Source organism: Nostoc sp. KVJ3, from assembly GCF_026127265.1.
Lineage (GTDB): Bacteria > Cyanobacteriota > Cyanobacteriia > Cyanobacteriales > Nostocaceae > Nostoc.
Map to the genome: position 1 here is coordinate 289,008 of NZ_WWFG01000005.1, position 24,423 is coordinate 313,430.

At 41.3% G+C, this 24,423-nt stretch carries 25 protein-coding genes and 1 pseudogene; 11 read left to right on the top strand and 15 right to left on the bottom strand.

Translation table 11 applies throughout. From position 1 onward, the window contains the following. Positions 1-108 precede the first annotated feature (108 nt). Complete coding sequence (locus GTQ43_RS35580) at positions 109-1,614, bottom strand: relaxase/mobilization nuclease domain-containing protein (protein WP_265277410.1); 1,506 nt, start codon at positions 1,612-1,614, stop codon at positions 109-111. Beyond that, the gene (locus tag GTQ43_RS35585) at positions 1,611-1,985 is read right to left on the bottom strand and encodes a MobC family plasmid mobilization relaxosome protein (protein WP_265277411.1); all 375 of its coding nucleotides are present in this window, start codon (positions 1,983-1,985) and stop codon (positions 1,611-1,613) included. The genes GTQ43_RS35580 and GTQ43_RS35585 overlap by 4 nt, the downstream gene beginning before the upstream one ends. 799 nt (positions 1,986-2,784) lie before the next feature. Here GTQ43_RS35585 and GTQ43_RS35590 point away from each other — a divergent pair. The 5 genes from GTQ43_RS35590 to GTQ43_RS35610 all read left to right on the top strand — a co-directional run bounded on the left by GTQ43_RS35590 (position 2,785) and on the right by GTQ43_RS35610 (position 6,884). Next, positions 2,785-3,933 (top strand): ParM/StbA family protein, encoded by a 1,149-nt coding sequence (locus GTQ43_RS35590; protein WP_265277412.1) that lies wholly within the window; start codon positions 2,785-2,787, stop codon positions 3,931-3,933. A gap of 2 nt (positions 3,934-3,935) precedes the next feature. After that, positions 3,936-4,478 (top strand): hypothetical protein, encoded by a 543-nt coding sequence (locus tag GTQ43_RS35595; protein ID WP_265277413.1) that lies wholly within the window; start codon positions 3,936-3,938, stop codon positions 4,476-4,478. A gap of 45 nt (positions 4,479-4,523) precedes the next feature. Further along, positions 4,524-5,294, top strand: a complete 771-nt coding sequence (locus GTQ43_RS35600; RefSeq protein ID WP_265277414.1) for a mobilization protein — start codon at positions 4,524-4,526, stop codon at positions 5,292-5,294. A gap of 184 nt (positions 5,295-5,478) precedes the next feature. Further along, complete coding sequence (locus tag GTQ43_RS35605; protein WP_265277415.1) at positions 5,479-6,264, top strand: DUF2207 domain-containing protein; 786 nt, start codon at positions 5,479-5,481, stop codon at positions 6,262-6,264. 152 nt (positions 6,265-6,416) lie between these two features. Beyond that, the gene (locus tag GTQ43_RS35610; RefSeq protein ID WP_265277416.1) at positions 6,417-6,884 is read left to right on the top strand and encodes a hypothetical protein; all 468 of its coding nucleotides are present in this window, start codon (positions 6,417-6,419) and stop codon (positions 6,882-6,884) included. A gap of 155 nt (positions 6,885-7,039) precedes the next feature. Here the strand turns inward: GTQ43_RS35610 and GTQ43_RS35615 are convergent, their stop codons facing one another. The 3 genes from GTQ43_RS35615 to GTQ43_RS35625 form a co-directional block, all read right to left on the bottom strand. Then, positions 7,040-7,354: a hypothetical protein gene (locus GTQ43_RS35615; RefSeq protein ID WP_265277417.1), complete on the bottom strand. Its 315-nt coding sequence runs from the start codon at positions 7,352-7,354 to the stop codon at positions 7,040-7,042. Between the two features lie 185 nt (positions 7,355-7,539). Continuing rightward, positions 7,540-7,971 (bottom strand): hypothetical protein, encoded by a 432-nt coding sequence (locus GTQ43_RS35620; protein WP_265277418.1) that lies wholly within the window; start codon positions 7,969-7,971, stop codon positions 7,540-7,542. Between the two features lie 173 nt (positions 7,972-8,144). Beyond that, positions 8,145-8,771, bottom strand: coding sequence for a primosomal protein (locus GTQ43_RS35625; RefSeq protein WP_193919707.1), 627 nt, complete (start codon positions 8,769-8,771; stop codon positions 8,145-8,147). 327 nt (positions 8,772-9,098) lie between these two features. On the opposite strand from GTQ43_RS35625, the gene GTQ43_RS35630 reads away from it, so the two are divergent. Both GTQ43_RS35630 and GTQ43_RS35635 read left to right on the top strand, forming a co-directional pair. Then, a complete protein-coding gene (locus GTQ43_RS35630) occupies positions 9,099-10,733 on the top strand; it encodes an ATP-binding protein (RefSeq protein ID WP_265277419.1) in 1,635 nt (544 codons plus the stop codon). 28 nt (positions 10,734-10,761) lie between these two features. Next, entirely contained in the window at positions 10,762-10,911 is a 150-nt protein-coding gene (locus tag GTQ43_RS35635; protein ID WP_265277212.1) for a hypothetical protein, read from the top strand. 52 nt (positions 10,912-10,963) lie between these two features. Here GTQ43_RS35635 and GTQ43_RS35640 read toward each other — a convergent pair whose 3' ends face one another. Both GTQ43_RS35640 and GTQ43_RS35645 read right to left on the bottom strand, forming a co-directional pair. Further along, a complete protein-coding gene (locus GTQ43_RS35640; RefSeq protein ID WP_265277214.1) occupies positions 10,964-11,254 on the bottom strand; it encodes a hypothetical protein in 291 nt (96 codons plus the stop codon). A gap of 2 nt (positions 11,255-11,256) precedes the next feature. After that, positions 11,257-12,219 (bottom strand): ParM/StbA family protein, encoded by a 963-nt coding sequence (locus tag GTQ43_RS35645; protein ID WP_265277420.1) that lies wholly within the window; start codon positions 12,217-12,219, stop codon positions 11,257-11,259. Between the two features lie 1,016 nt (positions 12,220-13,235). Here GTQ43_RS35645 and GTQ43_RS41945 point away from each other — a divergent pair. Further along, positions 13,236-13,313: a sigma-70 factor domain-containing protein gene (locus tag GTQ43_RS41945; RefSeq protein ID WP_196517849.1), complete on the top strand. Its 78-nt coding sequence runs from the start codon at positions 13,236-13,238 to the stop codon at positions 13,311-13,313. Between the two features lie 781 nt (positions 13,314-14,094). On the opposite strand, the gene GTQ43_RS35655 is transcribed toward GTQ43_RS41945, so the two are convergent. The 8 genes and pseudogenes from GTQ43_RS35655 to GTQ43_RS35690 all read right to left on the bottom strand — a co-directional run bounded on the left by GTQ43_RS35655 (position 14,095) and on the right by GTQ43_RS35690 (position 22,140). After that, positions 14,095-15,246 carry a ParB/RepB/Spo0J family partition protein gene (locus GTQ43_RS35655; RefSeq protein WP_265277421.1) on the bottom strand — a complete coding sequence of 384 codons (1,152 nt, stop codon included), beginning with the start codon at positions 15,244-15,246 and terminating at the stop codon, positions 14,095-14,097. A 3-nt stretch (positions 15,247-15,249) separates the two neighbouring features. Continuing rightward, positions 15,250-16,053: a ParA family protein gene (locus GTQ43_RS35660; RefSeq protein WP_265270886.1), complete on the bottom strand. Its 804-nt coding sequence runs from the start codon at positions 16,051-16,053 to the stop codon at positions 15,250-15,252. A gap of 687 nt (positions 16,054-16,740) precedes the next feature. Continuing rightward, positions 16,741-17,952: an RNA-guided endonuclease InsQ/TnpB family protein gene (locus tag GTQ43_RS35665; RefSeq protein WP_265270887.1), complete on the bottom strand. Its 1,212-nt coding sequence runs from the start codon at positions 17,950-17,952 to the stop codon at positions 16,741-16,743. A 280-nt stretch (positions 17,953-18,232) separates the two neighbouring features. Further along, complete coding sequence (locus GTQ43_RS35670; RefSeq protein ID WP_265277216.1) at positions 18,233-19,468, bottom strand: ParM/StbA family protein; 1,236 nt, start codon at positions 19,466-19,468, stop codon at positions 18,233-18,235. 24 nt (positions 19,469-19,492) lie between these two features. After that, positions 19,493-19,720: a hypothetical protein gene (locus GTQ43_RS35675; protein ID WP_265277217.1), complete on the bottom strand. Its 228-nt coding sequence runs from the start codon at positions 19,718-19,720 to the stop codon at positions 19,493-19,495. A 714-nt stretch (positions 19,721-20,434) separates the two neighbouring features. After that, positions 20,435-20,578 (bottom strand): hypothetical protein, encoded by a 144-nt coding sequence (locus tag GTQ43_RS35680; protein ID WP_265277422.1) that lies wholly within the window; start codon positions 20,576-20,578, stop codon positions 20,435-20,437. A 183-nt stretch (positions 20,579-20,761) separates the two neighbouring features. After that, positions 20,762-21,010 carry a hypothetical protein gene (locus tag GTQ43_RS35685; RefSeq protein ID WP_265277219.1) on the bottom strand — a complete coding sequence of 83 codons (249 nt, stop codon included), beginning with the start codon at positions 21,008-21,010 and terminating at the stop codon, positions 20,762-20,764. Positions 21,011-21,248: 238 nt separating this feature from the next. Next, positions 21,249-22,140 (bottom strand): annotated as a pseudogene (locus GTQ43_RS35690) (transposase). A gap of 374 nt (positions 22,141-22,514) precedes the next feature. Here GTQ43_RS35690 and GTQ43_RS35695 point away from each other — a divergent pair. The 3 genes from GTQ43_RS35695 to GTQ43_RS35705 all read left to right on the top strand — a co-directional run bounded on the left by GTQ43_RS35695 (position 22,515) and on the right by GTQ43_RS35705 (position 23,647). Next, entirely contained in the window at positions 22,515-22,622 is a 108-nt protein-coding gene (locus GTQ43_RS35695; protein ID WP_265277433.1) for a hypothetical protein, read from the top strand. Between the two features lie 219 nt (positions 22,623-22,841). Further along, positions 22,842-23,156, top strand: coding sequence for a hypothetical protein (locus GTQ43_RS35700; protein WP_265277423.1), 315 nt, complete (start codon positions 22,842-22,844; stop codon positions 23,154-23,156). 239 nt (positions 23,157-23,395) lie between these two features. After that, on the top strand, positions 23,396-23,647 hold the full coding sequence (locus GTQ43_RS35705; RefSeq protein WP_265277424.1) for a hypothetical protein: 252 nt from the start codon (positions 23,396-23,398) through the stop codon (positions 23,645-23,647). The last annotated feature ends 776 nt before the right edge of the window (positions 23,648-24,423 follow it).

The following is a 24,423-nucleotide window of genomic DNA, read 5'->3' on the forward strand; positions in this document are numbered from 1 at the left end:
CCCTCTCTAAGTGGCGTTAGCTGCGCTAGAACCAGCTTCTTCACATATAAATTTTTGCCTGAAACCTTTAATTAGCTTGGCTCACTCAGGAAAAAATGATAACTGATATCAAAGTTCCCAATTTTGAAGCTCTGGGATTCGGCTTTGGTTGGGTTGCAAGTGATTGTTAGTTAGCATCCCATTCCAACCAGCTTCACCGGGAGAAACTTGTTTGGCTTGAGGTAGTTCAGCCAGTATCTCAGCTATCAAGTCCTCAACTTGATCATGATCTTTAAAAGCGATGACTACTGCATCGATCGCTCGCAAAAGTTCTAAAGGTAATTGCTCGCTATCATCTACACTCCAACATAGTGTAGGTTTGCGCTTTTCTTTGTCAACAGTTGATTCTAAGGCAATGACAGAGAGAACTTCAATCGGGTCACTTAGTAGCACTGCTCTTTCTACTGTGGCATCTGTAGCAATCCAAAAACTACCATTTTTCCTCGCTTCAGAGTTCAGGGGAATAGCGGTGAAGTCACCTGTTGGTTCTAGCTGCTTGGCAAGAGTTGGAAGATCATCGAGCGTGCGTTCCACAAATATTGCTTGACCTGTTTGAGTTGCATAGAGCCAACCCTTTTCATACAATTCTGTGAGCAGAGAATTGGGTAAATTGTACTGCTGGCTTAAGTTTAGGCGTATTTGTTCCCAGTTTGTTGGTTCTGGTATAGGCAAGGAGTTTGTTTGAGTAACTGCTGGCGTGGTATTTTCGACACCTTGCTCCATGAGTTTCTTTCTGCGTTTGTCATCCTGTTTTGGAGGTACTACTGGTGTAGGATTTTCAACAGTTTGCTCCATGAGTTTCTGGATGCGTTTGTCATCCCGCTTGGAATTGTAGTTTACCCCTCGATGCTTTTGTAAACCAGGAAAGGTATATGCTTTACCAAGATGCGTACCACTAAAAGCCACACCATCAAGTTGGTAACTAATACCTTTGACAATGCCTGTGCGAGTATAAACAACGCGGACATTAATACCTTGTTGTTGCTCTCGCTCTATTAACTCTGGCATAGTGGGATGGTCGTGGGTTGCTTGGTCGAGCGATCGCTGAAGTTTGACCCTAACGCTTTCCTCTCCAGTTCTGGTAAGTTGCCTACGTTCGCCAGTAGTTGGACTGTGCTTATCTTTTTCCCAACTTGGTTGCACCGATTGTAAATTGTATTCCTGCTCCAACTTGCGAATTACCGTTTCACTTCTGCGATCGTCCCAGCTATCAGAAACTGTAGTGCCATCTAATTGAATGCGACTGGCAGCAATATGTATGTGTTCATGAGTCCGATCAATATGCCGCACTACGACATATTGGTTCATATCAAAACCCATTGCTTGCAGATACTTCTGGGCGATTTCATCCCAAGTATCATCATCTAAACTCTCCTTATGGGCCAAACTGAGAGAAGCGTGATAAACAGTCCTGCTCACCTTCGGGTTTAATCTTCGAGATATACCAAATTCAGCTGCTAGTTCGCGTGGGTTTGTTCCTTCCATATTCCCACCGATTTGTCTTGCCCCATCTTTGCCAAAGAGGTAGTTTAGCAGTCCTCGAAAACTTTTACCTTTGATGTGCTTGCCAATCATGCTTCATCTTGTAAATCAGTGATTAAATCAATTTCAGCAATCTCTCGCCGCACTTGTTTTACCAAATCTTTTACCTGTGACAACAATGCTCTATCTACGACCACAGGTTCTCCCATGAGTACTGAAGTATTGATTGCTTTAGCTATTTGATTGAGGTTGTTACCTATTTTCCCCAACTCCCAGTAAGTTTGGCCTGCTACTTTGGTGACACGCCTGGGCAATCTATTTTTCAGAGTCTTGGCACGAAACAACTCACTCATAGTGAGATTATTTTCATCTGCCATTAGCTGTGCTTTCTCGTATTCTGCCAAAGTCAGTCTAATGTCTATCCTGTGTGAGCGTTTCTGTCGCATTATTGATGCATTAGTCATTAGCTGTTTTAAGTTTGACGACTGCACTATCATTTGTCATTGACCAAGCGGTTACTTACGATTCTGGTTCGATACCAAGATGCGATGCGAGATAATGAAATGCGCTGCAATAGCTTTGGTTGAGTACTAAGGAAGTCAAGATAGCGATCGCCTACGGCGGAGCATAGCCCATCGCGCAATTAAAAAGCTAATCCGCCCAAACCTTGCAGAAATTTTCTAGGCTGAACTCCCAGAGAGAATTTTCGTATCATCTTCCCCTCTGTCACGGTGGTTGACCTACTTAGGTAGGGGAACCGTGAAAGGAGGGCAAGTTTGTTGCCGCACCTGGGGGGTGCGTTTTTTCTCCCCAGAAAAAATGTCCGGACAGCAACATAGCTTGCTACTCACCAAAGGTTTTTTTGGGCTACTCGAATCAACTGTTAGATGAATATGTGATGGATCTCTAATGGATTTGTATTGGATCTTTCATCGCATAATTTTTGTCAATAGCCAAGTATTGTTGCAAATAAAAATTATACATAGAATACGTATCTCAGACAAATGGATCTCTATTGGATCAACATTGTCACTGTAAGGGATCTGCAATGGCTCGTTCGTGGATCTGGCATGGATCTGTAATGACGCACTTTTCTAAATTGAATTTTTTAGCATAAAAGTAACGACTTAATTAATAGCAGCGAAAAAAAATAACCAATTGGCTAAAATTTGGCTCCAACAAATGGTCAGTAGAGTGATGTTCACAGCCAATATTTGCATTTAAGTTAAAAGCAGCTTTTATGGATAATCACAACCACAGTCAATGTCAAATCTGATAGTCAGTTTTGACCCTGGTGCTTCCTTGACCAAGATTGTTTACGAACTAGCAACTGAAGGCAAACCATGTTTGATGACAATGGAACCAGAAATGCTGAAATTGCCTCAAAGTTCGATTGACGCTTATATGTCGAGTCGCAAGGGTCTTGAATCTCCTAAACCAGCAGATGAAGCCTGGGTGTCAAGTCCGACAGATAGTGATACACAATGTACAGTAGTTGGATTCCTCGCACGGCAGTTTTCAGCATCTGCCAGACTCGATAAGCTCAAGTACGAAACCTCAATTCACAAAGCCTTGGCGGTTATTGGTGCGATCGCTCAACACAACAAATTGCCTAACAGGTTTTCACTATCACTTACCTCACTACTACCCTATGGTGAATATCAAAATCGCCAAGCATTTGAGCAACAGTTGCAGGCTGCACTCAAAGATTTTAGGTTTCGGGGTCAAAGGTTGCGAGTGAAATTGGAGCGATTCGAGTGCTTACCCGAAGGTGCGGGATTAGCAATGATTCGCCAACGCCAGAATGGTAAAGAATGGTTTAACGCTCAAACCATCGCAGTGCTAATGTTCGGGCATCGCAATACCAGCCTTCTATTATTTGAACGGGGTAAGATGACGGCGGGTTACACCAATGGACTGGGCTTTCACCAAATGGTAAAGCGAGTAATTGAGCGCACATCTGGACAGGATGCCACTGCTTTGACCTCTGCCATCTATGCAGCCGGTTCAGATATCACGACTGATAACCAAGCAATTCGCACTCTGGTCAAAAGCAGAGAACCTAAAAATCTTGATTATGAATTGCAGATGATTGTTAATGCCATTGCTACTGCTAAAGCTGAGTATTGGTCTAGGCTTTACGATTGGCTGGAATCAACTTTACCTGCGGTGAACGAGGTGATTTTGAGTGGTGGCGCAGCATTGTACTTAGAGCAAGAGTTACAAGAGTGCTTTCAAGAAATTTCAACTTATTGGGGTGCTGACTTACAGCAACAGGTACAAGAAGTATTCAAGGATAAAAGTAATGATTATTACCGTACTTTCCGAGAGCAGGAAGCTTTGTCGTTTAGGTTGATTGATGCGTTTGGTTTGTTTATGCGGTTTAGAGCGCAAATTGAGAAGGTGGCATAACTATGACTAATAATAAATTACGTAAAAATCATGACACTAATAGACAGCGCAAAATTTTTAGATTTTCTTACCATCCTTACTCAAATACAGTAGACGGCCAGTTAATCACATATTTGCAACAGGGAGATGAAGCACGTTCTAGCAAAGAGATGGTATTGCAGGCATTACGAATGTGCTGGTTGCCTTTAGCATACAAAACACAAGCAGATGCAGGTGTAGATATTAGCGATCAAGAACTGCGTCGGGTAGGGTTAATTTGTTGTCATGCCCTGGAACAACATCTGGCATATTTGCGAATGGAACTAGGATTACCACATAAATCAAGTAATGTTTTGCCTATGCCTATAAGCACTATGACTAATCCTCAAACACTTGCTACTCTGTTCGGTCTAGATGCAGGTAATTCCAGTCACAGTAATCCTGATGATAGTAATAACAATAACAATAGTAGCAGCAAGTCGAAACACAAAATAGATTCTGATTCCTTCATTACTGGTGAGGGGTCTTTCTATGATGATACAGACGATATGTTTGAGAATATTTAAGTATTTATTAATGCACATTTAGTCAAATCACAAAGGAGATTTAAAATGGCAGCAATTCACTTCATGGATGGTGAAAAAGGTGGAGTTGGCAAGTCTTTGTTTGCACGGGTTATGGTGCAATACTGCATTGACAATAAACTCCTTTATGAATTGGTAGAAGCAGACCAAAGTAATCCAGATGTGGGCGCATTTTATCCAGACAATCATAAAACAGCAGTTTTTAGCGAATCAGAGCGTAAAGCTTACGATGCTGATGAAATTTTTAATTTAGCACTAACAACTTCTGTCATTGTCAATTTACCTGCTCAGGTATACCCAGCAGTAACTGATTGGATTGAGCGTAATCAAATCCTAGAACTTACTGGAAAAAATAAGGTCAAAATATATAAGTGGTTTGTTTGTAGTGGTGGATATGACAGCGTTCAATTATTTATGCAATCTCTCGAACGCTTTGAGAACAAGATTAAGCACATATTTGTACGCAATTATGGTTTATGCGATGACTGGAAACATGTAGATGGACGTAAGAATTTACAGGATTTAATCAAAGCTCATAAAGTAGCTGTCATCAATTTTCCCAAGTTCAGCTATCGAGAGCGGGATATCCTTGATGCCAATCAGATAAATTTTTCTGCGGCTAGAGATTATGGAGAGTTAGGTGTATTGGGTAAGCAGCGATTACACAATTTTCTCAAAAAAGCTTCTGAGGAAATTGAGAAGGCTAAAATTTGGAACCTTCCGACAGCTTCAATTACTGCCCCGACAGAAAAAGTTGATGATGCTAATGTCAACGGCAAAGTTGCTACCAAGAAGTAATCTAATTCAGGAGTGCTGTACATGGATAGCGGGGCGTTTAGCCCGTGCAATTAATTTTACTTTTTTACTCAACACTCGTTACTCAGCACTCAGCACTGTTTTGGTGACATCTCCCACCATCAAATCAAATTACCAAATAAGCGTGGGGGACGAGGACGCGAATTAGCTAAAAGCAAATACAGATATGAGTAATTCTCACACTGAAGAACTCGATTTAGACGATGAGTTTTTGGATTCAGTAGTTGCTAGAGGCAAAGGACTGAGCCAAATTCCTTACCCAACTTTACTAGATTTAGCCATTCGAGGTAAAGATGATTCATTTAAAGCTAGGGTTTGGGAAATTGTAGTTCAAACTGGGCTTGACCCTGATGATCCAGCATTTCTGATGATGATTGCTACTGGTAGGCTACAAGTGCTGTTGGAAGACAATCCCAAAGAAATGGAAGCAATGTTTGACCTGTGGCAAACGCAGCTTTATGATCATCTCCAGACATATGAAAAGGCAGCAGTAAAAGGTCAGCAAAAAGCGATCGCTCAGGCTGTGACGGGATTAATTAGGCGTACTGAATTTGAGCGTGCTATTCATTCAGTTCCCTCTTTAATTGCTGCGGGAATACTGCTATTAATTGCAGCTGGAGTAGGCGGACTGGTAAGTGTAGGTGGAATGTCCTGGTATCAATCTAGTCATCTAGATCCTGCTGGGCCACGCCAACTCACACAAGCCCAAGCCAATGCTTTGGAATGGGCAACCAGTAATGAAGGTAAGTTTGCTCACAACCTAATGCAATGGAATCAAGATTTGCTGAGTCGTGACCAAAACGGTCAACTTACTTGTGCTAAAGATGTCAAGCGTTTGGGGGTAACACTGGAAATTGGAGCAAGTAGCAGAAAAGCCTCATCCGGGTTCTGCACATTATGGACATCACCTAGCAATCAACGCCAGTTTGTGTCTAAACCGCGTCAACCTTGAAAACCATAGCTTTTTGGAATTAGGTTAAAGCTCAGAACTCAAGCCGCGAAAGAATAATACACTCTCCTTAAAAACTCCAGGTTTCAAAATGAACGGGGTTTAAGTTAAAAAATTAGTTGTCAATTTCTCAATCGTAGAAGAGGATTCAGCAGATGTTTACCTGCAAAGTTAACTGGCTTTGGCTGCTGGTAATAGGAGGTATAGTTACAGCTTGTACCCCTACTACTGTAAATGTCAGTGGCAAGGATGAGAGGAATACGACTCAAGCTCAAGCTCAAACTGTGCCTAATTATCCACCGATGTATGATGTGGATGTTAAAGTTTGTGGCAACATCATTGCCCCGCTAAAAGATGGAAAACGTTGTGTCAATCAACAATTACGTTTGTGGGGCCCAGTAGGAGAGGCAAAATTAGTTCGTGCTGGTATTTCTCTACCATCAGTTTCTAGCGTAGAGCATAAATTGGCGATCGCCTCGAAAGGCTGTTATCCTATTTATTCCCAACCTGACCAGCAGCAGTTTTATTGGGCTAATTCCATTATTCAAGTCAACAGGGGGGAACTGCACCCACAGTCGAAGTCAAGCCAACTCAACTTTCAAACCAGCAGATTGATGAGTTGATGACTAGTAAACTTTCCAGTCGGACAATTACAACATTTGGTGGGGTAGGGTGCGAAGCTGCATCTTCTGTAAAATAAAGCTTTTACGGTTAAGGGTGGGTGGGCAAAAAAGTTACCCCACATTTTAGTGGGGCTGCTGTGACAACCAGCAGGTAATTATGAAGCTTCAGCCCATCTAGCTGTACGTTGTTGTTTATGAGCTTTACGCCGCTCCCGTACTGCATCCAAATCTTTCAGTCCATACAGACGTTTGGCGTATGCTAGTAGTTCATTGATGGGAGTTTCGCTATAGTCCTGGCGAAAGTGAATGTTATGTTCGTTCCAATCAAACTCTTGCTGATTAAAACGTGCTTGAGCAGCAAGTTCTCTGCCTGATTCCTCACGTAAAACTTCCAGTACCATTAATCGTACTTTATCCTGATATCCTATTACTTGATCCAACGCTTTTGTTTGTTGCTGATTACGAGTCATTTGATTATCCTTTGATTAACGAATTGCTACATCTCACCTAAATAGCATCGACAGATGCCTTCTGAGTTAGAGTTCACTTTTGAGTCTCTTTAATTCAGCAGCAATCGCTGCATTCAATTCTGTTTTTTGGATGCGGGTGGGCGGGAAATAGAATGCCCTGAATTAGACAATTCAGGGCATTGTAATTAATCGTCAATTTCTACATCTTCGTCATCTTCATCTTGTTCAAAATCGTCATTTATCAAGTCATCAGAGTTGCTACTCAAACCATTGAGTCCGTCCATGCGTTTAGACCGAGCAGCTTTATGAGAAGCACGTCTATCTCGTATTTCATCAAGATTATTCAAGCCGTAAAGTTTGCGAGCATAATTCACCAGTTCTTTTAATGGTGTATTTACATAGTCCTTACGGAACTGAGAATTGTGTTTGTCCCAATCAAACTCTTGTCCGTTAAATCTGGCTGCTGCTGCTAATTCTCTTCCTGATTCTTCCCGCAATACTTCAATTACCATCAGGTGTACTTTTTCCTGATAAGTCATTACTCGTTCTAAAGCAGGAATATGCCTTTCAATTTTACGTGATGCTTTAGCAGTTTTGCGAACGTTAACGTTAACCATGAGAATTACTCCTTGGTATTTAGTATTTTTCTCATAGAAACAGCATCGAAAGATGCAATCCGCTCCAATTTCAATTCTTTATTCGGCAAAAAAATAACCATGTATTGTTTGAGGCAATACATGGTTATTTTAGGTTATTATTATGTCAATTACTGAGAATAAGTCGGAGTTATTTACTCGTCTTCATCTTCTTCATCTAATTCGTCATCTTCATCTAAATCTTCGTCGAGTTCATCTTCGATATCCTCCTCATCTTCATCCAGGTCTTCGTCTAGTTCGTCATCTAAATCGTCAAGTTCTTCCTCTTCTTGTTCTTGGAAAGAATTACGACGTTCCAGAGATGCGCGGTTGAATTCCACTAAATCTGCTATTGCTTGCTCTGGGTCAGTGCTGATAGTGTCGTACAGCATACTCATGAAAATTGCCACTACTTCTGGTGCATATTTGAGTGCATCTGGTTGTCCAAACAATTTAGTAAATAATTTGGTATTCCATTTTTGCCAATCAAACTTTTTGTTACCACCTTTCTTTTTGACTTGGGCTGCAATGTCAAGTCCGAGTTTTTCACGCGCTGCATGACCGATTTTAGTTGAAACACGCGAATCCCGTAGTTGTAATTTAACGCCGTATTCTTTGAAGATTAGGTTCCGCAATTCCTTCAACAATGCTAATGCCTCTTCTTGTGGTGAAGCATTCGCTACCTTTGATTTAGTTGTAGCGGATGTGCCATTGGTTTTGGCAGATGTTTTAGCATTAGCTGCGTTGCGATTGTTATTGATTCTAGCTTTAGCGATAGCCATTTTACAACTTCCTTTAATGAAGTTAATTTTTCACCTCCTTGCCGCAATCGCGGCTTTCACATCCATTTCATTTCAATTTCATTTTTTTGCGATTTCAAACCTGTCTTTGCTGTGACAAATTTATGCTTTTAAGAGATAAAGAAGCGGACTAGGAGCAGTTTCCGAAATTAACACTGTACTGGAGGCGATGCCTGCGGCGGGCGTAGCCATCGCTCTTTTTCACACAAGAAGTATAGCCAACCCGTTAGTAATAATTATCCGTGTGGCTAAAGCATCAGTAATTAAATTTGCTCTAAAAGTGGAAAGTAAGTTGTTAAAGTCAAATTTATGAAGTTGACAGACTGGCCTGCTCTAGCTAACCAAAATACTCCAATTGTGGCTGTGGAGTATCATACGCCTGACAGAATGCAGATATTACAGCAGTTTTACCATTGGGGTGAAGAACGTTCTTTGTCAGTCTTTGTCTGGAATCCTGGTTACTGTGGACTACAGCAATTAATTCAGCATCAAGGTCAGTACATCTTACAGTCAACTGACAGGGGTAAAAACGGGGACATTATTCAGTATCTTCTGGAGGAATATCAACCAGGCATTTATTTACTAGAGGGAGTTCTAAATGAGGGTGATGGTAGCAAAATAAGTCAAAAATTTAGCTATCAATTACTAAATGCCTGTCATCAAGCTCTCTGGAGTCAACAACATCATTACTGGGTGTTATTGGAAACTTACGTTCAACTATCTCTAGAATTACAGCCTTTTATTCCTATACTGTCAAATCCACTTCCAGATCAACAGCAGGTGCAAATGGTTGTGCAGCAGTTTTGTGATACCTGGGTTGGGCGTAGTCATCCCCGGCTTCAGCAGTTTGCGGAGTGCGATCGCGATCGCCGCGCTGTAGCTGATCGCAATTCTTGGTTAAAAACAACAGAAAAAACATCAGCACTGCAATTGCTCTTTCGTGCCTGTCAGGGTTTACCCATAGGCGAGATGAATATGCTATTACAGCAATCTCTGAGTTTTACAGAGCAGCTTGAGGAAATCGCCCAATTAGTCCTAGAGCATAAAGTTAGCAAATTGCGGGGTCGGGGTTTAGAGTACATTGCTCAACCGGATGTACCTTCAGCCGGGGGATTAGATTTACTGGAGAAAAGGTTGGAAACTATTACCTGTCTACTTCAACCTAAAGCAAAGCAATATGGTTTGAAGTTTCCCACTGGAATGCTCTTATGGGGGCCACCGGGTACTGGTAAAAGTCTTTCTGCCAAGTTAGCAGCTAAGAAAATGGGATTACCATTGTTAGCAGCTAATTGGGGTGTACTACTGGGTGATCCTCATCCCGACAGAGCATTAAAGGAGTTTATTGCTTTGGTGACTTCCCTTGCTCCCTGTGTACTCTACTGGGATGACTTTGATAAAGGCTTTGCTGGCTGGGATTCCAATGCAGATGGAGGTGTAGCACGGCGGCTATCTGCGGCTTTACTAACTTGGATGCAAGAGCATCAAGAGCCAGTTTATACCATTGCTACTGTCAATCGCTTGTCAATGCTACCTGCGGAGTTAGTTCGCCGTTTTGATGATATCTTTTTTGTGGACTTACCCCATGAAGGGGCAAGATATGAAGTTTTCAATCTACATCTAGCTAAGTATTTTCCAGCTTTTCGAGACAATAACTCACCTTGGAGTGATGATCAATGGCGTAGACTGTTGGCTGAATATCGCATTTGCAGTCCAGCAGAAATTGGTAATGCAGTCCGTCGTTGTGCTGAGGAGGCTTTTTATCAAGGTAGACCTGGGGAAATTGAGTTTGAGGATTTGCTGAAACAGCGACAAGAATTCACACCAGCTATGGAGCGAGAGTCAGAACAGATACAGGCAATTCGCAATCAGGCTATTTATGCTAAACCTGTAGCTAGTCAGGATGTTTCTCGATTTGCTTATCAGCATCGGGAGTTATTTGGGTGAGTCGAATGTAATTTTTGAAATTCAGCTTGTGTCGGATTTTAAAATGCCGATGGTAGAAGTATGGTTGGGATTATTGCTGGGTGGGTTTACATTAGAACAACGTGGTAATTTTTATCACAACCAAAATGTCTGGGTGAACAGCTCTCTAACTTCGACTGGTGACATCCTTGGGCGCTGACTCTGAGACTACAGCATCGGCTGACCAACCTCACGGGAGCCCTGTATTTCCCTTACAAATCAAAATCAAGGCTGAAGGTTTGGTCATCAGAATCCTCTGGTTTAGAGTCTGTAGATAGCTGGGGAATCGGCTGAATAAGTTGGTTTGACTCAGTATTAATCGGGGTGAAAGCTACTTGTTGGGTAGGGAATGTACCCTTTCTGAAAGCAAAATAACAATCAATGATAAAGTAAAGCGTCTCCAGGTAACTTTTACCTAATTGCTGTGATTCTGCAAATATCCGCTCCCGGTAGCTATCTTTGATCCGAACTTTTTCCGGTGTCAAGTCTTGTTTGTCTGCCATTGTTATAACTTCCCAGATGTGTTTGGTGAATTCTTGCTGATAATAGTTTTTGCCATTTCTAGAAGCCCAAAAACATTAGCTTCCACTGGATTATCCAGAATTTTGAAACCGTTCTTTTCTAAGAGCTTCTTAAATCCTGGTAACAGGCAGCCTCCACCTATCGCCCAGATTTCATCCCCTTGGTGCTTGGCATCAAGTGTCAGATTCACCACTTTTTTTAAGTATTTTTCATACCAATCTTTCAAGCAAGCGCTGTATATATCTTTGATATCTATGTCACGGCTGTACTTGGTATGCCCCATTTCCAGACAAAATCGGATTTTTGATGCATCCCCGATTTTTCCCCCATTTAGATGTTTCATTTTTTGGGAGATATCATCAATGAGAACTTCTACACCAATGGGGTAGGCGGTGTGAACTTCTCGTTTTCCCTGGTTGTAACGAGAATACAGAGTCGTGCCATTGCCAAAATCTAAAATGGTTAATTTTTTGGGTAGTTGATGCCCAAATAATGCACCCATCCCCTCTAGAACGACTTTCAGCACTTCTACTTTCACATCTGATTGTTTGCCGGCAAGTATCGGCTGATATTCCCCACTTAGTACTTTTTGTAGTTCTTCAGCCAGACCAACATCATGTAAGCTGACAACTAATTTTAAGTGCCAAGCCTTACGGTGTGGCAGATGTGCCAATGCACCGAATAAAGTCAATAATGCGTTGTTGACTTTATTTTCATTATTGTCTGTGTTCCGGTCAAAATGATAACCTGTACGGAAAGCTGATTCTCCAACTGTGTAGGCACTACCGTTAAAAACTACCCTCCCTGGTACATCTTCCATGTCGGCTGTGGAAATATAGCTGGGGACACGAACTACTTCAAACCCTTCGACTAAAAGTTTGAGACTTCCGTAACCGTTATCAAAGCCAGCAGGAAAATTTTTTTGCAAGGCGTGAATGTTTGACATAGGGATCAAGTCAATACGTTTTGATTTGTGAAAGTTATCTGTTCAGATTATCTAGGGGAGCAGGAAAGCAGGGAGAGAAGAATAACTTGCTATGAGTCTTTCCCCAGAACTCTGCCCCTTCCTTCTCTAACCTCAAGAGCTTATCATAACCCCTTGGGGGCTAAGTGGGGTACATTTGGTTGTACGACACTTTGCGCCCCACCTAGCCCCCATATAGCACCCATATAGGTGTCAAATTCTTATCGAAGTTCTAATCTATCTTTGGGGTACATATAGTCCCCATATAGCCCCCATCAGCAATTTTTGAAATCTTTTCTATCAACGCAGTAGAAATTAACTTACAAAAAAATAGAGAAGAAGGAATAAAAAACTTTAGTTGTGGATCTAAGCCCACTTAAAAAAATATTTATTTCGAGACGCATAACGCGAAATACAAAGCGCAGAGGCGGAATGTCTCCGCCTCCGCTCCTTGCTTCAATCCCGCGTTTCAAAACGTTGGTTCCCTACACCCTCTAAAATGGTTGACTGTTTGATTTATACTCTACTGTCAATGTCTTTGTTATAAGGGAAATACCGAAAACCCTTGAGAAACAGCAACACAGTTGCGTTTTTCGTACTTCAGGCAAAGGACGAAGGCTAAAAAAGGCGTTTACGCCTGAGCCAATATATAGTACAATTGAACTCAACAGGAACGGTAATTAACCTGTATAAAAACCCAACTGCCTAACGGCAATCTGCACCTTGACAACTGAAGATATGGGGTTCTATTCCATAGTTCTAGCTCCTTTCCAGGAATAGGTAAAATCTTCATGGAGACTAGACAATCAGAATTTAAATCAAGCAAATTTTTGGACTAATCCGACTACCGAGGGGCACTCGGAAAGTTAATGCTTGGGGAGAGAACCACCTCTGGATTAGATACCGCAAGGGGTCTAATTTAAGTGGACTCGCTGAACCAAGAATCTCCGTGGCTTCAGCCCGGAGAGTGTCAATAAATTAGCTTCCCGCCCCACAAGATGTCTAGCCAGAGCTTTGATACAGTTGGAATTTATCTACGAGAAATTGGTCGCTTTCCGAGGCTATTGCCAGAGTAAAAGATTATCTACACAAGACTTGTAAGCTGTCGCGCATTTAAATTGTATAATTTTGGGTCTAAAACCCTTCCATAGCCTAGAGGCAGCTAAAAAATTAGATGCGTAGCAGCTTAAGGCCAATGCAAAACTTGATAAGCAAAACAATTCTCAAGTGCAACGACTAGAGCCTTCCCCAACTACGGCTGAACTAGCTGCCGAGGTAAATAAAACAGAAGCACAGTTAACCCAAATCTAAAAGCTTGGTCAACTGGCTAAACAAAAAATGATTACCGCCAACCTTCGATTAGTGGTAGCGGTAGCTAAAAAATGTCGCTGGAGTAACCTGGAATTTCTGGATCTGATTGAAGAGGGAGCAATAGGTTTGCTTTCATCCTGTGGAGAAGTTTGACCCCAATCGGGGATATTAGGATGTGAGCAAGACCAAATTAAAGATTATTTGGTTTTTTGAAAACTACTTATGTCCAAGCAGAAGGAATCACTGTTGTAGAAAGCACTTCTTCCGTACTCAGTCCAATAGCAGCTTGCTCTTAGTTGGGGCACTTAACCTTAATTTGGATGATTGAAGTCCCTCCATTATATTCTCCAACTACAGGCTCACCCGTAAACTCACAAAGTATCCTCTCTTGGCAGTCTAGAAATCTCACATACTGAAACCGGTTACGCTGATAATTCTGGTTTTACTCTGCGGGATTCAGGCGAAAGCCATTTGGGTAGTTTAGATAGGCACTCATAGATTACATGGACATATCGGGTTCAGTAAACTAAGTCAAACAAGATAGTATTAGTCCAACTTTTTCCGAATCTCTTTTGCCTTAGCTTCTAATACAGCCAATAAATCTCTCAGTTGCTCTTGCTGGATATCTTCGACCTTAGTTGCTGAGACATCTCGAATTAGAGAACTGATTTGGTGACTTGGTTTAGGTTTTGTTTCAGGAGCATGTTCAGCAATAGTTTGGGCAACTAGAAAACGAGTTTGAGCGACTGTTAGCCTTTCTTGCAAAACTTGTGATGTAGCATCTTGTCGGATTTTAAGAGCTTTAGTTTCTTCAACTTTTAAATTTTTAGAATTTATTTTTTGGAGTGACCGGGCATGGTTTGCACCAAGTCCTGATTGTCTAATCGCAATTTTTAAGTCTTCTGAAAGCCGTAAACAAGGAAAGACATTTGCATCTACTGATGCTGGATTTTGTTGAAAACGTAGTAATAACAGAAGAATACTTTGTTCTATTTCGTCTAAATTAAATTCTTTAATGCCTTCTGACTGCTCTTTTCTAGTTAAAATAACCAATTCAGTTAACTGGGGCAAAAGTTTTTTTGCGTTTAATCTAGCTATTGCTCTCCTAAGTGCTCTAACTACTTCTTCCTGTTCAAATTCCAAAGCTAACTTAGCCTGTTGAATCAAACCTTCGGCTAAATCTAGCTCATTCAAGCCTTCTCGGTGAAGACTAGTTAATAAAGTGCGTGCATGTAATTCCTCTTCAGAAAGAACTTTCTGAAGCATCACTGCATCTAGTGTTTCAATTTCTGGCTGTAACTCTTCTGCAACGGATCTCCATCTCCGTTCTCCATCAAAAATGATATTTCCCGGTAGTAAAATAATCGGCTGTTGTTGCCCTTCCTCTCTAATGGAAACAGCCATACTCCGAATACTATCCGAAGTAAATGTTTGCCTTGCTTGTTTCGGATTGGGTCTTACTTCACTATAGTGAATTTTAAAAATTCCAGATGCTTTCAAATGTTCTCGTAGGTCTTCAATAGTTTGATTGAGGAGTGTACGTTCTTCTTCAGCAAGCTTTCCCTGTGCTTGTTCATCTTTTAATCTTGTAATCTCTGCCTGTAAATCTTCTACTCGTTCTTCAAGCCCAAATATCTGTTGTGAATCAGCAGCAGAAGCAAACATTCCAAGTACACTCGGGTTGTTTAATTTTGTCATCGATTAACCTCTTATTAGCTTAAGTTCGTTAACTAGTGCATCAACAATTGGCATAAAATCTCCTCTTGCCTCTTTGCCCGGTCTGTAAATCCCCAGAGGTAGCCCTCTACCAGAAGCATTAAGAATATCAGCTGATTCTCGAATTGGGCTAAAATACTGAATTCCCAAATTCTTACAGACTAGGGGAAGTTCCTCAACAATACTTCTATGCGCTCCCCAATCACTTTTCCAACGAGTAGGAACTATACCTAATATTTTCGGAGTCGGTTTCAATCTCAGCCGCTTGCAGTTGAAATAGTACCACTCAATCATCGCCGCAGCACTTTGAGAAGCCTTGTATTCAGGTTGAATGGGAATTAACACGTGGCTAGAAGCTGCAAGAGCAGTCAGTGGTAAAGGCTCTAATGTTGCAGGACAATCGATAATTACAAAATCGTGAGATAAGGGATAATCACTCAACCGATCTGCAAGAGTATAAGCTCCACGCAGATCCTTTGAAACTTCCCGAATTGTTTCGTGTAATTCTTTTCCGCCTTTACAAACTTGAATTTTGTCAATCTTACCTTGCCAAGCTGTAACTAAAGGCCAGTTCCCATTGAAATCTGGGTGGTAAACATTAGCCATTGTTCCCTGAGTTTTAAATTCTCCTAATCCGCAAAATAATGTCAATGATTCGTTAGGATCGATGTCTAATAGTGCCACTGAATAGCCACGAACACCCAATTCATACGCAAGATTGTATGAAATAGTACTTTTCGCCACTCCTCCAGCGTTTGTCTCAATCGAAAGGGTCAAATTGGCAGGCATAATTTTTTCTCTTTCTTGATTACTATATTTCCGACTCCCAGTCATGAGATAACGTTATATCAGTTTGTGCAAAGAATTTTGAGATAATGTTATATCATTTTTCTGATTTCTCTAACAAGGATTGCTATCAACACAGATGTTGACTGCAAGTAATATCGACCTAGCGACACAGATTGCCCAGCGTGGAATTGTACACAAAAAGAAATATACACCGTCCAAGAGATATTCACTCAGCACTTGCTCAATCAAACAGTTCCGTAGAAAAGCACTATGGCTTTTGTGCAAGCTGGTTATTGAGTATAAAAACCAACGGCATAATTCTAGTGTGATTTCAACCTTTAAAGCTGTGTCAATCAGCAGCTATTAATGCGACTTTTTTGAGCTTATTGAGAAGAAAAATCTTCTGTTGACATAATATAACCACCTTGCCATGAAGATTCTACGCTGAACAACAGTCTTTGTTCAAAGTGTACTTGATTGAAGCGGGATAACAATATTCTCTATCTACCTAATGTCATTATAAAAAGGGGCGCTGCCAACAAGGAAGTATTTTCAATCCCCTTAGAACTAGCTATTCTCACCTAACCACGAGTAATCGGCTCATTATTGCAGTGGTTATTGAGAAGTTACTTGACATCCTCCCACCGCTATACCAGGAGTACCTGATATAGCGGGGGATTCCAAAGATCACTCTTTGGGTTTCCTCTTTCCACGACCCGACTTACTTGGAGGGATTTCTCCACCCATGCAGAGGTCGATGTCTCCAGAGGCGATTAACGTTCCTGTGTGCCCCACAGTACGGAGTCCAATCTCAAGTATGTTCCGCGCCGCGTTCCAGTCCCGGTCAAGGGTTAGCCCACAACGAGGACAAACATGAGTTCTAGTGCTAAGAGATTTTTTAACAACTTCACGACAGTTAGAACAATTCTGGCTAGTGAAATGGGGCGGGACTGCAACAGTTACCACGCCAAACACTTTACCGAAATATTCAACCCATTCACGAAACAGCGACCACGATGCATCACTAATTGACTTAGCAATCGCGTGATTCTTGACCATATTCCGCACCATCAAATCTTCATACACCACGAGGTCGTTAGACTTCACTACGCACTTTGCTGTTTTTACAGCAAAGTCTTTACGCTGGCGACTTACTTTGAGGTGTTTACGAGCAAGTTTATTTCTAAACTTGACTCTGTTGTTGGAACCTTTTTTGGACTTAGACAAACGACGTTGCAACCGCTTCAAAGACTTTTCTGATTTGCGAAGATGTCTAGGGTTAGCAACTGTTTCCCCGTTACTATCTGTATAGAAGTGGTTCAATCCCACATCAATACCAATAGTTTTACCAGTTGGTTCTCGTTTTTCAATGCGTTCTTGAGCAATACAAAACTGGGCGTAGTACCCATCGGCACGACGCACAACCCGCACCCTCTTAAACTGTTTAAGTTGGTAGAAGTGCAGGTCACGGGTTCCCCAGAGCTTGAAGGTTCCTGCCTTAAATCCGTCACTAAAAGTGATATACCTGCGGTCTTCGGAGAGTCGCCAGCCACAGGTTTTGTACTCAACAGAACCATGCGTTTGCTCTTTCTTAAACTTTGGAAAACCCTTCTTTCCAGGCTTACTTTTCTTGCAATTATCAAAGAACTGAGCAATTGCAGACCACGCTCTTTCTGCACTGGCTTGACGAGCCATCGAGTTCAGCTTGGATACCCAAGGGAACTCAGTATTAGCAGCAAGGACAGCACAGAACTTACTCAAGTCATATCGCCCAATTCCTCTATTTTCTATCCAGTATCTAAGGCAGCTATTACGAACGAAACGAGCAGTTCTAATTGCTTCATCAAGCTTTCGGTACTGCTCGTTAAGTCCTTCAAGTTTTGCCTCAAATACTAACATATTTACGTCAGATATATTGACGTAAATTATTTCATAGATTTGCGAAAAACTCAACTATTTCCTTTCCTCACTGACCCTCGGTCAGTTATGGTCAGGAACGTCTCGTTTTTCGCCCTCGATTCATGAGGCAGCGCGTTGGGCGGCTCCGCCGACTTGAAGCGACTGCCGTCTCGCCGCCAAATCACAGATTATGGCGGGAGCCTTCTCTCCGATTTAGGTAAAAAGCATCCCAGAAGTGTAGTTGCAGTCCTTGTAACTACACTACTTTTTTCTCAGCTAATCAAACATTCTCGTTCACAGCAATAAAGGTATTAGGTCGCTCACAAGGCGTAAAATTATACTTAGGTTTAACTTCTTCATCTGTACTACCTTCAGCGGATTTAGTTAGCAGTACAACCTCAGAGCGGGTATAACCAGTCAACTCATCAAACTGAATAATCATATACTGGTAGAGCGCCCAGACATCCGCCATCCGATTGCCAATACTAGAAGATATCTCATCAGGTATAAAAATGTTACCGTGCCAGGATATCTTAATTCCCTCTTTCTGGAAGTAAGTGTCTATTTCTGGACGAATATAATCCGCAGTCCCTCCGCAAAACACCAGTTCTTCAATATCCTCATCCATTTTCGAGCGTAACCACCTGACGATCGCACGCCAATATTCATCTCTAGCAAGCAATAAAGCCTTGGACATCGACTCGCCATCAAGTTGAATTTCATCACCTTTGCGCTTGCGTGAGAGTTTCTGCATCACCTGGGGGTCACAATTAACTCCAGCTTCTACCAACACCTCGATAATATTGGGATTATCAGGGCTTAGTCCCGATGTCTTGGAAGTAAAATTATTCACCAGCCAAGACATACCAAAATTACTGGTTATTCCCGCGCCAATTGAACCACTCCGAAAGGTGAAAATACTTGCATTGCGATAACCAAGCATCACGTACATCGAAGCAGGCATATTATTGCCAAGCGATCGCCTACGGTGAAAAAATATTCCACTACCCTCAGAAGCTGCATCATAACGAAGCATTTTTACCCGCATCTTACCTGCTGGTGTATCAAATCCTCGAAACGCTTCCTTTAACCGCACTTGTAACTGTTCTTTGTCTTGCACTTCACCAGGCGGCAGCAGGATGCTCAAGTAAGCTGCAACATCATTACCCAGGTTCAACTTCTCCTTAGCCAGCCAAAATGCACCACAAATTTTAGGGACTGCTAGTTCGTACTTTAGCTCCTTCAGCTGCGATATACCCCCAAACCGACGACGGGCAAGCTCTCCCAAGGCGCAATACTCATCACCTATTCCTACCCAAGTACGAGATTCAGCATTACCTTCTTGTTGAATGCTCTCAATCGAAGCTTTAGCAACGTCCGCTACTTCTGAGTCGAAAAGTAAAACAACAGGCTTTCCCTCTGGATACTCCTGAACGATCGCCTTGGTTTTACTTGCACCCATGTCAATCGTAATTACTACCTTTTTTACGTCTGTTTTCTCCTTAGTTTTGGGCATATCTTTATCTTTTATTACCTTTTACTATCGTTCCCAATTTAACCGAAATGAGAAAAATACTGTGGTGTAAAACACTTTCTTTACAGGGTTTAACAGCTTTTTTACATACAAAGTGCGTAGAGAAAAAACTATTACGGCGATGTTCTTCGATGGCGCTACAGCATTCATACCAACTTCATTGAGTAGAGAGTCCACTGCAAACTGCCAGCAACCAAGTTCAAATTGCCACGGGGCTAACTGAAGTACCTCCATAGCACTAATACCAAATCAAAACCGTAAATCCTAAGTACATTAAAGTATTAAATATTGCTTTTATACCCGATGATCAAATCACCTCCTAAATCATGACTAAATTACCCCAATCACACCCAAATCCTGTATCAACTAAAAGTTGAATTATTAAACAAAATTAGCTTTTTGCCTGTAATTCAAACAATGCGATTGTCATCATCACACCCCGTATTACCTCAACCATCCCCGTAATTACCCCAGTAAAAAGTATCGTTATTGTGCAGTCTTGGCAATAACAAGGTATGTCAAATAGGGTCAATTACACATTTGCTTTGCTGTCAAATTTTTGATCGCAGCTTTTACAGATGAGATACATGAAGTGATTATTCCAGGCGAACGCACCTCTAAAACTAGAATGCGATCGCCTTTCCAGTTCGGTCAAATACTGTTGATGCACTCGACCAAAGGGTTTGACCAAATTTATGGCTGAAATGGTTTCATAGAAACTTTGAGGAATGCAGTGCAGGTGCTTGAGGAAAAACTCCTTCTAAATGCGCCCAATGGAGAGGTGAAAAGCACCTCCTAACAACAAACAGCGCCAGGCGATCGCACTCCAGGAGATATTGCCCACAACGACAAACAGGACAAGGATAGGACTTACGCAAGTATCACAACCGAAGGCAGAGAGAGTATGCTTTTCTCAAATATCTAACCACCCATATCCTCATAATCCCCTCACTCCAGACGAAATCCTGCATCAACTTCTATTTCTGCCTTAGCAATTGGATCATCCTCGTCATCATTAAAAAACCCATCATCTTCGGAATCTTCTCCCAAAACATTTGATCCGACTGGTTCTGTCGCAACAGGTAACGACACAGGACTTGGCCCAGTGGAATCAAAAAAGAAACTGAAGGGGGAACCGAATTAGCTGAAATAGGATTATTTCCACGCCATTAGTTCCAACTGTTGGTTGTAACCCAGTTGCACCTTGCGAGAAAACTCCACTATGAGGATTAACAAGAACTATCTGGGGCAACCCCTCCATCCCAAACGTCCGTTTCATCTTAATGATCTGAACTTCAAGTTGCGCGATCGCATCATGGAGGGCTGACTGCAATTCAACACCAGATACCCCGCAGCAGATAGCGCAAACGGTAGGTAATACGCCCGCAGCGCCTCACATACTAACTCAGTTTGCCCTCGCTTCTTTGACTGGAGATAGCTAATTACTATACCGTCCTCCATATCTTTATTCCGCATGATACGCGCCAACTCAACCGAATCAGCTGGCTTACTAGCTCTTGCCATAGCTTCTCTTCTATTAACGTGCAAATCAAGCTTCTCAGTAAGCTATTTGTCAATACTCTTACTTTAACCATACGGTGGGAGAACTCACCCCCGTATTTACTCCGAACTACCCCAATTGACACACTAATTACCCCAATTAAGTGAAAATTGGGTTTGATTTTTGTCAATCAAAATAAATAATTTAGAACTTACGCATTGACAGAAAATTGATACTATGTATTCAAATTCAAATTCTGCGCTAAATGTTCCAAATAAAGTCACGAGCTACTTGGAGAGACAGATTCCTTTGGATTTCATACCAATTTTCAATCAAGTCTTCTGCCCGCATTAATTCTAATTGTGTGAAAGCGCGAATTGCACTAAAAAAGTGAGTCTTAATAGCATCGGTTGTTCTAACCATGAATCTTCCAATGCCACATACTTGTTTAATAGCTCTGTGGTAACACTCAATCCCCCAATGAATTGAATTAGCTCTTTAATTCTGTTCTGGAAATTGAGTTTAGTGTATCTTTTCAGGGATATACATAATGTAATATCTTTTAGTTTCGTTTTTTGAAACTTTTCCGAAATACTTTTACCTGACCAAAATTCTTTAGATCACTATTAAACCATCTTCGGGAATTTCTAAGTTTTTGGACTTGGGTAAAATTTTTTACCATCAATGGAACATGAGCGATTTTTAGCTACCCCAGTTAAAAACCCTAATCCTTGTTTTTCAGTAACTTCAGGTTTTTTTGACTGGAATACCAAGCGTCAGTTGTCATTGTTTTAGGCTTTAAACCCCAATCCATTACCTCAGTAATCATTTCTCGTAAATAATCATTTTTAGTCTTGTTATCTTGTTTGTTATAAATGCGATAATTTACAGGTACAGATTTACCTGAACACTCGTGTAATACAAGGTAATTAACTGAACTCCTTAACGGCACGATGATGTCTACCTGAATAGTAATAACCGATTAAATCTGTTATTTCCGGGTCACTATGAGGCTTATCAATTACCGTATCATTCCACTTAAAGTACCTCCAACTAGATTGATATTGGGCTTGATTTCTTCAAATAAGTCCTTGGGTTCGTACCGTTCACGTAGCAAAAATCTATTGACGCTATCATGAGATAAATTTTCCATTATCTCTGCCAGACGTGTGCAACCTGGATACTTTGATTCTGCCAGTAGAAACAGAGTATAAGTGTTCAGTCACATTTAGCGGTTGATGGTTTAGTAATTGCTCTGATTGTCCGAACCCTAAACACAGCCAAGTAAATTTATCTGTTTTTAACGCCTCTGGTAACTAGCGGTCGCTGTTTTTTTTCTGCATTCTCCTTATGCACTTTTTGTCTTGCTTGTCAATGCGTAGTTCTATAATTAACTGAAAAATAACATGTAGCAAGGGAATATCTCAAAGATATGGGATACTTACCCAAGGAAGATCATCTGTAGCAGCTACGAGTCAGTTCGTTGCAGTACGCCACCACGATCGCGACCACGAACACCTGCACATAATTGCTTCCCGAATTCGGTTAGATGGCAGCTTAGTTAATGATTCCTATGATTATTTCAACTCCCAAGTCTCAACTAGACGCATCGCGGCGGAACTAGGATTAGAGTAACACCGACAACGAATGAAGCCGTCGCCTCTAAGTTACAGCAAGAGTATGGCATAACTGCACTCACAGCCCCAACCGCTCGAAAAGTATTAGAGCAGTCAACAGTAAGCACAAAACCCCAACAAGTAAGGAAATTATTCGCCAAGCAATAGGGGAAGCCATCAAGGATAGTCCACTGTCTCCACGTTCATCCAACGCTTGGAGGAAAACAACATTGGGGTATTGCCTAAATGCGGGGGGGAGGAACTACTAGGCTTTACCTACATCCATAATGATGTGAAAATCGCTGGTTATCAAGTATACAAACCCTATAGTTGGAACAAACTGCTGTCTGAATACGGAATAACATACGACCAAGAGAAAGATAAGGAAGTAATTCAACAAGCTAAAGCCAGAGCAATTAACCGCATAAATACCAATAATAGAAGCAATAATAATTACTTATCTGTAGATAAACTTACTAGCAGCAATACAAGTGATAGTAATGGCGATACGATAGTAACACCAAAATATTTACTAGCACAAAGTACTAAATAGTAATTATACAGATCAATTTCGACAATACAACCAAAATTAGAAGAGAAACCCACGTCGGAAGCAAATAAGGTTAAAAAAAAAAGTACAGCTGCATCTGAAGGAACACCACCCACATATTTCAGAAGAAAACCGTCTATCCACTGCTCAACAAATCCTGCAAGCAATCTTCCCCTACTGCCCTTTTTCCTAACCTTCTCCCTTCTAAGCTCAAACATCTGCCTTCTACAATCACTGACTATATGCTTGTTACCAATAATTTCCGTATCAAAGGACGGGAGTTGAGTGCCAGCTTAGATGCCAACATTCTGACTGTTTACCGTCATGGGGATAATACTCCTGTGATGCAAACCTGCTATAGTCAGGGAAACTGGTACGAAGAGATACCAACTCGACTAACAACAAACGAAATCGAGCAGATTGAAAGCTTGCGTATCTTTACCCAACAAGCGTTAATGAATAAATCGCGATCGCAAAGAGGTATTGAGCAATAGTAAATCTGTTGGTAGAGAAACTTAATCCACAGTGCCATTCGACTGTGGGTAAAAAGCCGTTGGGAATTACTATCGTTTCTACGAAGTGTTCAAATTTGAATACTTCGTAGAAACGATATCCTGCTCAGGTGCAAAATCCTAATATCGTTTATCTCGCCCATAACCCCATAGGAAATAACTCTACCTTGTTCTAGCTATATTAAATTATAAAAGTAACTAGAACTAAAGGATGTAACCTATGCCCAAGAAAAAATGCGGACTTGGATTTGACTGTGCCAGTATGATGCAATACCCAGGCATAGACCCGCATTTCTCACAAGCTTGAGGGAAGGAGCAGAGGGGCAGAGGGCAGAGGGGAAAGAACTTGTACAATAACCGAAATTTCTCACAAACAATAAAAAATCAATTCACATCTCTTGATGTAAGGGATTTTTTGATACATCATCAATTGAAATTTATGATGGTAAACAAAGTAAGTATAAATATCAACTATCAAGCTAAAACAGTTACCGATATTTTGGCTTATGCTGAGATTGAAACACTCTGTTCATCAAATTAAGCATCCAAAACAAGGCTTGAATCATAACCAAGCCAAAAATATTATTAGAGAGAAGGTGAATGCTGCTTGACTTGAAATTAAGCGGTATTCGAGAGCATTTTTAAGCATCTGTAAGCAGCAGCAAAGATATGTTTTACAGGACTTGAGCTAGTAATCGCAATTAAAGTTCGCCGTGAGCTTATAGTAATTAAGGCTCCTAACTTCAATAATTTTGTCC

Coding starts and splice junctions, on each gene's coding strand:
- GTQ43_RS35580 (WP_265277410.1), bottom strand. CDS start 1,614: ATGATTGGCAAGCACATCAAAGGTAAAAGTTTTCGAGGACTGCTAAAC.
- GTQ43_RS35585 (WP_265277411.1), bottom strand. CDS start 1,985: ATGACTAATGCATCAATAATGCGACAGAAACGCTCACACAGGATAGAC.
- GTQ43_RS35590 (WP_265277412.1), top strand. CDS start 2,785: ATGTCAAATCTGATAGTCAGTTTTGACCCTGGTGCTTCCTTGACCAAG.
- GTQ43_RS35595 (WP_265277413.1), top strand. CDS start 3,936: ATGACTAATAATAAATTACGTAAAAATCATGACACTAATAGACAGCGC.
- GTQ43_RS35600 (WP_265277414.1), top strand. CDS start 4,524: ATGGCAGCAATTCACTTCATGGATGGTGAAAAAGGTGGAGTTGGCAAG.
- GTQ43_RS35605 (WP_265277415.1), top strand. CDS start 5,479: ATGAGTAATTCTCACACTGAAGAACTCGATTTAGACGATGAGTTTTTG.
- GTQ43_RS35610 (WP_265277416.1), top strand. CDS start 6,417: ATGTTTACCTGCAAAGTTAACTGGCTTTGGCTGCTGGTAATAGGAGGT.
- GTQ43_RS35615 (WP_265277417.1), bottom strand. CDS start 7,354: ATGACTCGTAATCAGCAACAAACAAAAGCGTTGGATCAAGTAATAGGA.
- GTQ43_RS35620 (WP_265277418.1), bottom strand. CDS start 7,971: ATGGTTAACGTTAACGTTCGCAAAACTGCTAAAGCATCACGTAAAATT.
- GTQ43_RS35625 (WP_193919707.1), bottom strand. CDS start 8,771: ATGGCTATCGCTAAAGCTAGAATCAATAACAATCGCAACGCAGCTAAT.
- GTQ43_RS35630 (WP_265277419.1), top strand. CDS start 9,099: ATGAAGTTGACAGACTGGCCTGCTCTAGCTAACCAAAATACTCCAATT.
- GTQ43_RS35640 (WP_265277214.1), bottom strand. CDS start 11,254: ATGGCAGACAAACAAGACTTGACACCGGAAAAAGTTCGGATCAAAGAT.
- GTQ43_RS35645 (WP_265277420.1), bottom strand. CDS start 12,219: ATGTCAAACATTCACGCCTTGCAAAAAAATTTTCCTGCTGGCTTTGAT.
- GTQ43_RS41945 (WP_196517849.1), top strand. CDS start 13,236: ATGTCTAGCCAGAGCTTTGATACAGTTGGAATTTATCTACGAGAAATT.
- GTQ43_RS35655 (WP_265277421.1), bottom strand. CDS start 15,246: ATGACAAAATTAAACAACCCGAGTGTACTTGGAATGTTTGCTTCTGCT.
- GTQ43_RS35660 (WP_265270886.1), bottom strand. CDS start 16,053: ATGCCTGCCAATTTGACCCTTTCGATTGAGACAAACGCTGGAGGAGTG.
- GTQ43_RS35665 (WP_265270887.1), bottom strand. CDS start 17,952: ATGTTAGTATTTGAGGCAAAACTTGAAGGACTTAACGAGCAGTACCGA.
- GTQ43_RS35670 (WP_265277216.1), bottom strand. CDS start 19,468: ATGCCCAAAACTAAGGAGAAAACAGACGTAAAAAAGGTAGTAATTACG.
- GTQ43_RS35675 (WP_265277217.1), bottom strand. CDS start 19,720: ATGGAGGTACTTCAGTTAGCCCCGTGGCAATTTGAACTTGGTTGCTGG.
- GTQ43_RS35685 (WP_265277219.1), bottom strand. CDS start 21,010: ATGGCAAGAGCTAGTAAGCCAGCTGATTCGGTTGAGTTGGCGCGTATC.
- GTQ43_RS35705 (WP_265277424.1), top strand. CDS start 23,396: ATGCTTGTTACCAATAATTTCCGTATCAAAGGACGGGAGTTGAGTGCC.